Annotated in this window: 7 protein-coding genes; 1 reads left to right on the top strand and 6 read right to left on the bottom strand. The window is 28.4% G+C overall.

The window, feature by feature from the left end; translation table 11 throughout:
* Nucleotides 1–201: 201 nt before the first annotated feature.
* The 5 genes from T369_RS0103540 to glgB all read right to left on the bottom strand — a co-directional run bounded on the left by T369_RS0103540 (nt 202) and on the right by glgB (nt 8369).
* Nucleotides 202–2595 (bottom strand): glycogen/starch/alpha-glucan phosphorylase, encoded by a 2394-nt coding sequence (locus tag T369_RS0103540; RefSeq protein WP_031551802.1) that lies wholly within the window; start codon nt 2593–2595, stop codon nt 202–204.
* Between the two features lie 44 nt (nt 2596–2639).
* A complete protein-coding gene (gene glgA, locus T369_RS0103535; RefSeq protein ID WP_031551799.1) occupies nt 2640–4058 on the bottom strand; it encodes a glycogen synthase GlgA in 1419 nt (472 codons plus the stop codon).
* Nucleotides 4059–4201: 143 nt separating this feature from the next.
* On the bottom strand, nt 4202–5317 hold the full coding sequence (gene glgD, locus T369_RS0103530; RefSeq protein ID WP_031551796.1) for a glucose-1-phosphate adenylyltransferase subunit GlgD: 1116 nt from the start codon (nt 5315–5317) through the stop codon (nt 4202–4204).
* 1 nt (nt 5318) lies between these two features.
* The gene (locus T369_RS0103525; protein WP_031551794.1) at nt 5319–6491 is read right to left on the bottom strand and encodes a glucose-1-phosphate adenylyltransferase; all 1173 of its coding nucleotides are present in this window, start codon (nt 6489–6491) and stop codon (nt 5319–5321) included.
* Between the two features lie 27 nt (nt 6492–6518).
* Nucleotides 6519–8369, bottom strand: coding sequence for a 1,4-alpha-glucan branching protein GlgB (gene glgB / locus T369_RS0103520; RefSeq protein WP_031551792.1), 1851 nt, complete (start codon nt 8367–8369; stop codon nt 6519–6521).
* 302 nt (nt 8370–8671) lie between these two features.
* Here glgB and T369_RS0103515 point away from each other — a divergent pair, with 302 nt between their 5' ends.
* Nucleotides 8672–10522 carry a glycoside hydrolase family 13 protein gene (locus tag T369_RS0103515; protein ID WP_031551790.1) on the top strand — a complete coding sequence of 617 codons (1851 nt, stop codon included), beginning with the start codon at nt 8672–8674 and terminating at the stop codon, nt 10520–10522.
* Nucleotides 10523–10589: 67 nt separating this feature from the next.
* Here T369_RS0103515 and ppc read toward each other — a convergent pair whose 3' ends face one another.
* Nucleotides 10590–13280: a phosphoenolpyruvate carboxylase gene (gene ppc / locus T369_RS0103510; protein ID WP_031551788.1), complete on the bottom strand. Its 2691-nt coding sequence runs from the start codon at nt 13278–13280 to the stop codon at nt 10590–10592.
* Nucleotides 13281–13315 lie beyond the last annotated feature (35 nt).

Raw genomic sequence — 13315 nt, 5'->3', positions numbered from 1 at the left:
AAATATTAAAGTAATCTTGCTCTTATTGTCTCTATTATTATATTTTTTTGTTTTATTTGGATTTATATTATTATTTTTTGATTTTTTTCTTCTAATTTTACCTTTTTTAGGTATCTTATTATTTTTAATTGTTTTTTCACCCCTATAAAATAAAATATAAAACTTAGTATAACATAATGCTATACTAAGTTCTATAAATAACTATTTTACTTTTTTTATGTTCCAAATATCTTTTGCATATTCTTCAACTGAACGGTCTGCAGAGAATATACCTGCATTAGCTGTATTAATAAGACTCATACGTCCCCATTTTTCTTTATTACTATAAGTTTCTGCAACTCGTTCTTGTGCTGCTACATAGCTCTCAAAGTCAGCTAAACACATATAATTATCTTTAGTTAATAAGTAATCTACAATGAAACTAAAATTCATTCCGCCTACAGTCATTGTTCTAATGAAATCTAACGTATTTTTAATTTTTTCTGAATTCATATAGTATTCCCAAGGTTTATATCCTTGACGATTTAATTCTTCAACTTGAGGAGTTTCTAAACCAAAGATAAATATATTTTCATCTCCAACCGCTTCATGTATCTCAACATTCGCTCCATCAAGAGTTCCGAGAGTTAATGCTCCATTTAACATAAGTTTCATATTACCAGTTCCACTTGCTTCTTTCCCTGCTTGAGAAATTTGTTCACTAACATCAGCTGCAGGAATAATTTTTTCTGCTAGAGTAACTTTATAGTCTGGTAGGAACACAACTTTTATGTATTCACGTACTAATTCATCAGCTTCTATCATTTGTGATATTGAATGAATAAATTTAATTATATTTTTAGCCATTTGATAACCTGAAGAGGCTTTTGCCGCAAATATAAATGTTCTTGGCACTGGACGTAGTCCATTATACTTAATTTCTCGGTATAAATAAACGATGTGTAATGCATTTAATAGTTGACGTTTATATTCATGAAGTCTCTTAACTTGAACATCAAATATTGAATCAGTATTCACAGTTATACCAGTGGTATTCTGTATATACTTAGCTAATTGTTCTTTTTTAATTTTCTTAATTTCTAATAATTTTTTAGTTACTTTTTTATCATCTTTATATTTATTTAATTTATCTATTTTAGATAAATCTTTAATAAAATCATTTCCAATAAGTTCTTCTAAATATTCAGCAAGCTCTGGGTTTGCTTGACCTAACCATCTTCTATGTGCAATACCGTTTGTAACATTTCCAAATCTAGTAGGATATAACTCACAAAATGCTTTAAAAGTAGATTCAACTAATATTTCACTGTGTAGCTTAGATACTCCATTGACATGGTGACTACCTACTATCGAAAGGTTAGCCATTCTTATTTGATTATCATAAATAATTGCTGTTTCTGCTAATGTATAATCTTTACCTTGATCTATTACCCATTGACAGAATCTCTTATTAATTTCCTCAATAATTGAGTAAATACGTGGTAATAAAGGTCTAAATAGATCTACTGACCATTTTTCTAATGCTTCAGCCATAATTGTGTGATTAGTGTATGCGAATGTTTTTGTTGTAATATCCCACGCTTTATCCCATGAATAACCATATTCGTCTAGTAATAAACGCATAAGTTCAGGTACACCCATAGCTGGATGTGTGTCATTTATATGAAGAGCAACATGATCTGATAAGTTTTCAAGTGTTCCAAACTCATTATAATGATTTTTAAGAAGTTGTTGTAAAGATGCACTTATAAAGAAGTATTGTTGCTTAATACGTAATTCTTTACCTTCATTTGTACTGTCTGCTGGATATAATAATTTTGAAATTGATGAAGCAATTGCTTCCGCTTCAGAAGATTTTGAATACTCACCACGTTCAAATAATTTCATATTAAAACCAGTTTTTGCTTTTGCTTCCCATAAACGAAGAGTATTTACTGTATCAGTTTTGTAGCCTGAAATTAGTAAATCATAAGGTTCAGCTTGAATAGAAGTATAATCTTTATGTTCAACTACAAATCCATTTTCTGTTAATTTTTCTTCTACTCTTCCATAAAACCTTACTTCTACCTCTTCATCATTACGATATACAAGTCCATATTTACCTAAATCTAACCAATAATCTGGAAATTCTTGTTGCCAACCATTATTTATTACTTGTTTGAAAATACCATATTCGTATAATATAGAAAATCCAGTCACTGGATAATCACTGCTAGTTAAAGCATCTAAATAACATGAAGCAAGACGACCTAAACCTCCATTCCCTAATCCTGGATCTGGCTCGATGTCATAAATCTCATCTAAATTAAATTTATTTTTATCAAGATATTCTTTAACATCATTTTCTAATCCTAGATTAAATAAATTATTTCTTAATGTTCTACCAACAAGAAACTCCATTGACATATAGTAAGCTCTTTTTTGTTTTGTTTTTTTTAACTCTTGTTCATAAGAAAATTTCTTTTCTGATAGATCATCTCTTACTGTGCTCATTAATGCTTCATAGACTTGACGTTTACTTGCATTTGAGATAGTTACCCCAAATTGTCTTTTAAGATACTTCTCTAGTTTTTCTACGAATTTTTTATTCTTCATTAAAATTCTCTCCTATAATTTTTTTATCGTTTATTGTACCACAATTATACTATTTCATTATACATATTTATATATTTTAGTGCAGATTTTTTCCAACTTACATCCTGTTTCATTGTGTTTTTCATTATCTTGTTCCAATTATGTCTTTCTTGATAATAACAATATGTTGCTCTATAAACTGCATCTAACATATCATATGCATCAAAGCTTTCAAATGTAAATCCTGTTCCATTCTTACCATCGAATGGTTCTACAGTATCACGTAATCCACCTACTCTATGGACGATAGGAACAGTAGCGTACCTCATTGAAATTAACTGAGATAAACCACATGGTTCTGTCTTAGACGGCATTAAGAACATATCACATGAACTATAAACTTTCGACGACATTGCTGATGAGAACATTATTAAGCTACGAACTTTATCATGACGTCTATATTCTAATGCACGAAGTGCATCTTCATAATGACTATCTCCAGTTCCTAAAATTACTAACTGCGCACCTGTTTTTAATATTTCATCTGCAACATGTAAAACTAAATCAATTCCTTTTTGATGTGTTAAACGTGTAACCATACCAATCATCGGTATATTCTCATTAACTTCAAGGGCAAGTTCTTCTTGAAATTTTAATTTGTTTTCTACTTTGTCTTTTAAAGTACTTATACTGAAGTTTTTATATATATGCTCATCAGTTTCTGAATTAAATTTATCTATATCTAAACCATTAACAATACCATGTAGTTTTCCTTGTTCAATTTTTAGAATGCTATCTAATCCATAAGAGAAATATGGATCTAATATTTCATGTGCATAAGTTTCACTAACAGTACTTATTCTATTTGATAATTGGATTGCACCTTTTAGCAAGTTCAAATCACCATTATAAATAAGTGCATCAAAATATTTATTATCTAGTCCAAATAAATTACCCATTTCATATGGATTAAATCTACCTTGGAATTCTATATTATGAATAGAAATGACACTCTTAATATCTTTATAGAAATCTAATCCTCTTGATTTAAAATCATCTAAATAAATAATAGATAATGCTGTGTGCCAATCATTAGCATTTAAAATATCTGGTTTATAGTCTATAAATGGTAGTATTTCTAATGCTGCTTTTGAAAAGAATGCAAATCTTTCACCATCATCATCTTGTCCGTATACACTACTTCTATTAAAATAATGTTCATTATCAATAAAATAATATTTTACACCATTAACTTCTGTTTCAAATATACCACAATAAATATGTCTCCAACCTAAATCAATAAATATATGTTGTTTGTATTGAAGATTATATTTTTCTCTATCAATTGATGAGTACAATGGCAGTACAACCCTTGCTTCTACATTTTCATCTTGTAACGCTTTTGGTAGAGATCCAATAACATCACCTAATCCTCCAACTTTGACAAAAGGTGCTGCCTCTGCTGCTACGAATAATACTTTCATTTTAATTTCTCCTTATTCGTTATTTATATTTTACCTAAAAAATTTAGAGTTAGAGTAATCGAAATTACTACTTCTTTTATTATACTGTATTTTTATAATAAAATCGAAGATTTATAAGCTCCCTATTACTCTAACTCTAATTATTATTCTACTACTTTATTTTTTTCTATAATAACTTGACAATTTTCTGTCCCTTTTAATTCAACTTTTTCTGATACTACTGCTGCTTTGTCAGAAATAACATAATCTATATATGCAGCCTTTTTAATTACAGTATTAGGCATTATTATTGAATTTCTTACAACTGCACCTTCTTCAATTACAACATCTCTAAATAGAATACTATTTTCAACAATACCATTAATTTCACAGCCATCTCCCAGTATTGAATTTTTTACAATAGCATTTTCTCCATAAGTTGTTGGTACACTATCTTGAACCCTTGTAAGTATATCTGTTCCTGATAAGAATAGTTCTCTTAAAATTTCAGGTTTTAAAAGATCTCTATTAAAATTATAGTATTCTTGTACACTATTTATAGTTCTATTATAATTTTTAATTTCATATGAGAAAACATTTAAACCATGTAAATTTTTAGAAATAAAATCTTTTAATATATCTTCCCATCCTAAAGAAATTCCTTTTTTTGCAACCTCTTTAAATAGTTCTTTAGACATAATATAAATTTTTACTTGAGTTGCACATGTTTCATTATATCCTTGTGGATGGTACATTGAATCATAAACTTTTCCATTTTCATCAAAAATAATTTGTGATTCATAAGCTTGAGGTTTTCTATAAGTATATGCTAATGTTACATCTGCATGTGTTTCTTTATGATATCTTAACATATCTTTAAAATCAACGTTCCCTACGATATTTCCATCTGCTAATATACAATATTCTTCTAATAAACCATCTGCATAAAGTAATGTGTCTTCCAAAGCCTCTATCTTATTATGATTTACTCTGTTAGAAAGGTGATTTGACATTGGCGTTATAAATTTTAATCCACTATTTTTTCTATTTAAATCCCAGTCTTTCCCCCAACTTAAGTGATCCATTAAAGATTTATAATGATGGTTTGTTACAACTGCTATATTAGATACCTCTGCTTTAACTAGTGAAGATAACATAAAGTCAACCATTCTATATCTTGAGGCTACTGATAATGAAGCTAATGTTCTATTTCTCACTAATCCTTGTAAATCATCATTTCTATAATTATCTGCAAATAATACACAAAAAGCATTTACCATATTATTTTCCCTCCACTCTTATATTATTAGAAACAACCTCGTCTTTTCCGATAACTGTAATTTGTTCTTTCCCTAATGTAATTTCTTTATTACCAACTTCTATATTCTCATTTATTATTGCACCTTCTGCAATAATAGAATTGTAAACTTTTGCACCTTTTTTAACTACAGCATCTTGCATTATAATACTCCCTATTACTTCTGCTCCATCTTCAATAACAACTCCAGAAGAAATAATAGAATCTAAAACTGTACCAGAAACACTAGTTCCATCAGAAATCATTGATCGTTTAACATTAGCATTTTCACTTAAGTATTGTGGCATAACACCAGCATGACGATAGTAGATTCTCCATAATTTATCATCGATATTAAAACTTTCTTTAGCTTTAATTAAATCCATATTAGCTTCCCATAAACTTTCAATTGTACCAACATCTTTCCAATATCCATAGAATGGGTATGCATAAATATTTTTATTTTCATTTAACATCATCGGAATAATATTTTTACCAAAATCTTTTTCACTTAATTCATTTTCTTCGTCCCTAATTAAATATTCTTTAAGTTGTTTCCAACTAAAGATATAAATTCCCATTGATGCTTTAGTAGAGATTGGATTTTCTGGTTTTTCTAAAAATTCAGTAACTTTTAAATTGTCATCAGTATTTAAAATTCCAAAACGACTTGCTTCTTCAATTGGTACATTAATATGTGCAATAGTTAAATCAGCGCCCTTTTCCTTATGGAAATTTAGCATTTCCTTATAATTCATTTTGTAAATATGGTCACCAGATAATATAAGTACGTATTCAGGATCATATTGTTCAATATATTTAATATTTTGGTAAATTGCATTAGCTGTTCCTTTATACCATTCACCTGTTTTTCCAGCTGTATAAGGAGGTAGTATTGATAACCCACCATCCATTCTATCAAGGTCCCAAGGTGAACCATTTCCCATATATGAGTTTAACTCTAAAGGCATAAACTGAGTTAGAACTCCTACTGTTGAAATTCCTGAGTTTGCACAGTTTGAAAGAGGAAAATCAATAATTCTATACTTTCCTCCAAATGGAACTGCTGGTTTTGCCATATCCTTTGTTAAAACTTGAAGTCTTGTCCCTTGACCTCCTGCCAATAACATAGCTACGATTTCTTTTTTACGTCCCATAAATTAGACCCCCATTCTATAAATTTCTTATTTTTTCTCAATATACATAGTCGAAAATGCTGGTATGTTAACATTTAATGTATATTCAAAGTCTTTAGTTTTCTTATTAATTGTTTTTAAATTCCTATTTTGTAATGCACTTCCATCAAATTTCTTAGCATCTGAATTTAATGCTATTTTATAACTCCCCCAAGTATTTACTCCTATTGGATAAGAATGCAAGCTTTGACCTGAGAAATTACTAATTACTAAAACTTCTTTACCGCTGTTATCAATTCTAGAAAATGCAAATATATTATTAACATTATCATCCACTACATGCCATCTGAATCCATGCCAGTTACAATCATTTTGCCAAAGTGCTGCAGTATTCTTATAATATTTATTTAATTCTTTCACATAGCGGTGTGTAAATCCATGTTTAGGATATTGTAGCAAGAACCAATCTAATTGTCTTTCTTCATCCCATTCAATAAACTGAGCTATATCAATCCCCATAAATGCTAGTTTTTTCCCAGGATGAGCATACATATATCCTAAGAATGCTTTTAAGCTTGAGAATTTATCTTCGTACGCTACTGGGTTTTTATCAATTAATGATTTTTTTCCATGAACTACTTCATCATGAGAAATTGGTAAAATATAGTTTTCTGAAAAAGCATACATCATAGAAAACGTAAATTTATTGTGTGAATCTTTTCTAAAGAAAGGATCCACTTCTATATAATCAAGACTATCATTCATCCATCCCATATTCCACTTGAAGTCAAAACCTAGTCCACCCTGGTCTACACCTGCAGTTACTTTTGGATAACTTGTTGATTCCTCAGCAATCATTGATACACCCGGATATTTTTCTTTCACATAAAGATTTAAATTCTTTAAGAATTCTATTGCTTCTAGATTTTCAAAACCTCCATGTATATTTCTTGCTGATTCATGTTCCTCACGGCAATAATTTAAGAATATCATTGAGCTAACAGCATCAACTCTTAAACCATCTATATGATATTTTTCTAACCAGTATACAGCACTAGAAGTTAAAAATGACATAACTTCATTTCTTCCATAATCGAATACTCTTGTACCCCAACCTTTATGCTCCATTTTTCTAGTATCAGAATATTCATAACAGCATGTACCATCAAATTCATAAAGACCATGTGCATCTTTTGTAAAATGCCCTGGAACCCAGTCTAAAATAACCCCTATATTGTTTTGATGACACTTATCTACAAAGTACATAAAATCTTCTGGTGTACCATATCTTGATGTTGGTGCAAAATAACCTGTAGCTTGGTAACCCCACGATTTATCATAAGGATATTCTGTAACTGGTAATAATTCAACATGAGTATAACTCATATCTTTTACATATGGAATAAGTTCCTCTGCTAATTGGCGGTAGCTTAAAGGATTTCCATTTTCATCATAACGCCATGAGCCTATGTGAACTTCATATATATTCATAGCTTCATGATATGGAACTCTTCTTTTAGTCATCCACTTCTCATCATTCCATGTATAATCAGGTAAAGAATAGACTTTTGAAGCTGTTTTCGGTCTTGTTTCAGCATGTACAGCATATGGATCAGCTTTCCAAATTTCCTGTCCATAACTAGATATTATTACATACTTGTATGCGTCAAACTCCTTTATATTTTCAATAGTAACTTCATAAATACCTTTATCATTTATTGGTGACATTTCATATTTTCTGGCATCCCAATCACAAAAATCACCTGTCACATATACTTTTTTTGCATTTGGTGCCCAAACTCTAAATGTACATTTATCATCTACCAAGAATGAACCTAAAAAATCATAAGAATGATAATTTGTTCCTTCGTGAAATAGATATTCTGCCATACTATTCATTGTATAACCCCCTCTAAATTAAATAAAAGTTCTTTTTTTGTGAACGCTTTCTTTTCGTTCAAAAAAAAATCAAATATAAAAAAATAAAAACATTTCTTTTATCTTTATACATTTTCATTATAACATACATAGTATATTTAGTAAATTAATTTCTTAACTTACATTAAAATTTTTTATATTCTTTACATTAACACTATAATAATAAAATTAAATATTAACATTTCAAAAGTTTTACATTCGTCTTTTTTTATTATACAATGTATATGAAATTAATTTATATAATAATTATTTAGGAGATAGCTATGTTAATCTATAACCCTATTCACAACAAAAAACCTAGTGGTGCAGTCACTAATAAAGACTTTGTAAATTTTGATATTTTTATTAAAGAGAATTTTTATTTTAATGACTTACGTATTATTTTAAAAAATGAATTTACTGGAAACTATATATCAGAAAGTTTGAAATTCGTCGAAAAAACTGAGAATGATTATCTTAAATATTCTATAAAATTAGATCCTTTTGATATAGGTTTATATTACTATCATTTTGAAGTTCATTTTGATAGTTTCACAGCTTATCTAAAAAATGATAATTTAAATTCTAAATTGGTTCAAAATTCTGACGAACTTCCTGATTGGCAACTTACAGTTTATGATTATAACTTCACTACCCCAGATTGGTATAAAGGTACTATAATGTATCAAATTTTCCCAGATAGGTTCAAGCGCAGTGATAAATACAAAGCAACTATTGCGAAAAACGAAGAAACAAGAATCCGCCATGATAATTGGAATGACATTCCTCACTCTTCTATTACACATGAAAATTATGGTGCAAAAGATTTCTATATGGGTAACCTTTTAGGTATTGAAGAAGAAAAAGATTATTTTAAAAAACTAAATATAGAAAGTATATACTTAAATCCTATTATGGAAAGCCCTGAAAATCACAGATATTCTACAGCAGATTATTTTAATGTTGATCCGTATTTCGGTACAAATGAGCAATTTGAAAAATTTTGTTCAGATTTCAAAAAAGATAACATTAGAATAATTTTAGATGGTGTCTTTAGTCACACCGGTTCTGATAGTATTTACTTTAATAAATACAATAACTATAATAGTGTTGGAGCTTATAACTCTCAAAATTCACCTTACTATCCTTGGTTTGATTTTAATAACTTTCCTCATGGATATCATTCATGGTGGGGATTCGATAATTTACCAACAGTAAAAAAAGAAAATAAAGAATACAGTGATTTTATCAACAACAAAGATACAGGAGTTGTTAATTACTGGCAAAAACTAGGGATTTCTGGATGGCGTCTAGATGTTGCAGACGAATTCCCTGATGAATTCCTAGATAGAATTAGGGAAAGTGCCAAATATTATGATAAAGATGCACTTATCATAGGTGAAGTATGGGAAGATGCAACAAATAAATTTTCTTACAATACTCGTCGTAGATATTTTTTAGGTAAACAACTCGATAGTGTTATGAACTATCCTTGGAAGGATGCTATTATAAACTTTGTAAAAAATAAGGATGCAGTTAGTTTTACAACAGAAATTTTAAAATTAGTAGAAAATTACCCTCGTCCTGCTCTTGACTGTATAATGAACCTACTAGATAGTCATGATACTGAACGTGTTTTAACATTACTTGCTTTTAATAATCCAGAAAGTGTACCAGTGGAGCAACGTCCAACTTATAAATTATCTACAGAGCAATATCAAAGAGCTAAATCTCTTTTAAAATTTGCTAGTTTTATTCAATTTACACTACCTGGTGTTCCTTGTATATATTATGGGGATGAAATTGGTATGTACGGTTTTAGAGATCCTTATAATAGATTAGGTTTTACTCACGATAATATTGATAAAGATTTACTAAATCATTATATTGAATTATCTTCATTCCGTAATAAAAATAAATCTGAATTTGTCACAAACTTTGAATGGGTTTATACAAAAGATAATTGTGTTGCATACAAAAGAAATAATATACTTTGTGTAATTAATCTTGATACTAAAGCTCACTTTATTGAAAATTATCATGGAGAAAAATTATTCGGTAATAATGATATTTACTCTACACCATTTGGAATGATAGTGCCGCCAAACTCATATTCAGCTATTAAAATTATTTAGATTGTAAAAAAAGTGGAAATTATAAAAATAATTTCCACTTTTTTTTAATAAGAATTTTATTTTATACTTATCCAGAGTTTCTAAGTCCTGTCGCTACTCCATTTATAGTAATATGAATTGTGTTTATTTGAGATTCAAGTGTTTCTGCTTCTCTTGCTCTTCTTATAAGCTCTATTTGTAATAGATTCAACGTATTGAAATATTGTAATCTATTCTCTAAACTCTTAGTTAAATATGTATTATCTTCTAAAAACTCTTTATGCTCAGAAATATCTAATACAACTTGTTTAGTTAATTTCCATTCTCTTAAAATTTCATTATAAACTTCTTTTGTTTCATCATCTTTACATAAATTAGCATACTCTTTTGCTATTTCCATATCTGATTTAGACATTACCATATCAACATTAGATAGTAATGAAGTAAAGAATGGCCAATCTTTATACATAGTACGTAATTTATCTATATTGCCACTTTCTTTATTTATGAAATTAGAAAATGCAGTACCTACACCATACCATCCAGGAAGCATAATTCTACTTTGTGACCAAGAAAATACCCAAGGAATAGCTCTTAAGCCACCAATATCTGTAATTTTCTTACGTGATGCAGGACGTGAGCCAATATTTAAGCTTGATACTTCTTTAATTGGTGTTGCTTCGAAGAAATAATTATAAAAATTAGGATTTTCAAAAACTAGTTTTCTATATGTTTTATAACTATCTTCCACAATTTCATCCATCATTTCCTTAATCTCTGGGATATCTCTAATATCTATATTAACCATATCTGCATTCATTCTTTCGATTACTGCTGAGAATAATGTTTCTAAATTATAATAAGCGGCATCTTTATTACCATATTTAGCAGCTATTATTTCTCCTTGTTCAGTTAAGCGAATTCTGTCTTGAACACTTCCTAAAGGTTGAGAAATTATGGCATCATAACTTGGTCCACCACCACGACCTACTGTTCCTCCGCGACCATGGAAAAATGTTATTTTTATACCATGTATATTTCCTAATGATGAAAGGTCTTGTTGAGCTTTATATAATGACCAGCCTGATGATAAATACCCACCATCTTTGTTACTATCCGAATAACCAAGCATTATTTCTTGATAATCTTTATTATCTTTTACCCATTTTTTAACAATATCTAAAGCCAAGTAATTATCCATTATTTCATATGAATTTTCTAAGTCCTCAATTGTCTCAAATAATGGAACTAGTTGTAATCTCGCAAAATCACTTCCAACTAAACCTACTTCTTTTAACATAATTGCCAATTCTAATAAATCAGAAATACTAGTCGTATGTGAAATAATATTTTGTTTTATTATATTATTTCCTAGTTTATCCTTAAGTTCTCTTGCTGTTTTAAAAATTAACAATTCTTTTTTTAATTCTTCAGATTGTTTACTTTCATCATTTATGCTTAATGGTCTTGGATCTTTTTTTAGTATATTTAATAATAAATCACATTTTTCACTTTCTGATAGCTCACTATAATTATTTTCTATGTTAGCACTTTTAAGTAATTCTGCTACACAAGCCTCATAAACACTTGAATCTTGTCTCATATCTATACTAGCTAAATAAAAACCAAATATTTTTACAGCACTTAATAATTCTTCAAAATCACCTTTTATTAATGTTTCACCGTTATTTTCTAATAATGAATTTTTAATAATTAGTAAATCTTGTTCTAACTCTTCTGCGGTTAGATATTTTTCATCATTATCTTCATTATTAAGTAAGTATTTTTTAGTGTTTAATAATTTTTCTCTTATGTAATAAATTGCTTTTCTATAGTATTCCTTTTCTCTATAAACTGATGAATCATTAGATTTGTCAGCCAATTGTCTTAAGTCTTCACTTTCTTTAATTAACTGAGACGACATAGAAAAAGTTCTATATAAAATGTTTAATTGATTCATATAGTAAGTAATTATTAACTCACATTGTTTCATTGCAGATAATTTTAATGTATCTGCTGTAACAAATGGATTCCCATCACGATCTCCACCAATCCACATACCCATCGTAATGGGTGTTTCATTTACTAAATCAATAGAGTTTTCTCTTAATAATTTCTTGTATTCTATCATTAATTTTGTTATTGCTTTAATAAATGATCTATTATAATACTCTAATACATTTGTAATTTCATTAGCAACTTTTAATTTTTTCTCACGAATTATATCACTTTGAAGCAATATTTCAATATGTTTTTGTAAATCTTCTTTCCATTTGCTCTTATTTATTAATCCATTTTTAACATCTCTGTGTTTTCTTAATAAATTATGTATATTTTCAGTTAAATCCAATGTAGTTTTTCTTTGTACTTGTGTTGGATGAGCTGTTAGTACTGGAACTACATTAATATTATTTAGAATATTAGTATCCTTTAAATTCTTAATTGAATCAGATAGTTTCCCAACATATGACTCTTCTGAATTATTTTTATAATTAACTTCAAATGCTAAATCAACATCTTCTGAAATATTAATAAGCAATGGTAGTGTTGAGAAGAAATTTGCTATTATTTCCATTTCCTCTTGATTCAATGTTTTTATAATTTCATTTAACTCATCGTATTTTTTACTATCAGCTAATTTTTTTAACTCAACTATTTTATTAAATGTAACTGTTGAAGTTATTTTCTTAGTTGCTTCAAGTAACATATCTGTTAATAATTGTATTTCTTCTTCTACAATATTCTGATTTATGTTACTCTCTAATCTCATACTTTGCATTAAGATATACCTCTTTATTTTTATTTTGTATATAA

This window comes from Gemella sanguinis ATCC 700632 (assembly GCF_000701685.1).
Classification (GTDB): domain Bacteria; phylum Bacillota; class Bacilli; order Staphylococcales; family Gemellaceae; genus Gemella; species Gemella sanguinis.
The sequence above is the reverse complement of the archived record's forward strand: the minus strand, read 5'-3'. Positions and strand labels throughout refer to the sequence as shown.

What these genes read in the sequence shown, in the direction of transcription:
- T369_RS0103525 (WP_031551794.1), bottom strand. Translation starts at nt 6,491, where the DNA reads ATGGGACGTAAAAAAGAAATCGTAGCTATGTTATTGGCAGGAGGTCAA.
- T369_RS0103540 (WP_031551802.1), bottom strand. Translation starts at nt 2,595, where the DNA reads ATGAAGAATAAAAAATTCGTAGAAAAACTAGAGAAGTATCTTAAAAGA.
- glgA (WP_031551799.1), bottom strand. Translation starts at nt 4,058, where the DNA reads ATGAAAGTATTATTCGTAGCAGCAGAGGCAGCACCTTTTGTCAAAGTT.
- T369_RS0103515 (WP_031551790.1), top strand. Translation starts at nt 8,672, where the DNA reads ATGTTAATCTATAACCCTATTCACAACAAAAAACCTAGTGGTGCAGTC.
- glgB (WP_031551792.1), bottom strand. Translation starts at nt 8,369, where the DNA reads ATGAATAGTATGGCAGAATATCTATTTCACGAAGGAACAAATTATCAT.
- glgD (WP_031551796.1), bottom strand. Translation starts at nt 5,317, where the DNA reads ATGGTAAATGCTTTTTGTGTATTATTTGCAGATAATTATAGAAATGAT.
- ppc (WP_031551788.1), bottom strand. Translation starts at nt 13,280, where the DNA reads ATGCAAAGTATGAGATTAGAGAGTAACATAAATCAGAATATTGTAGAA.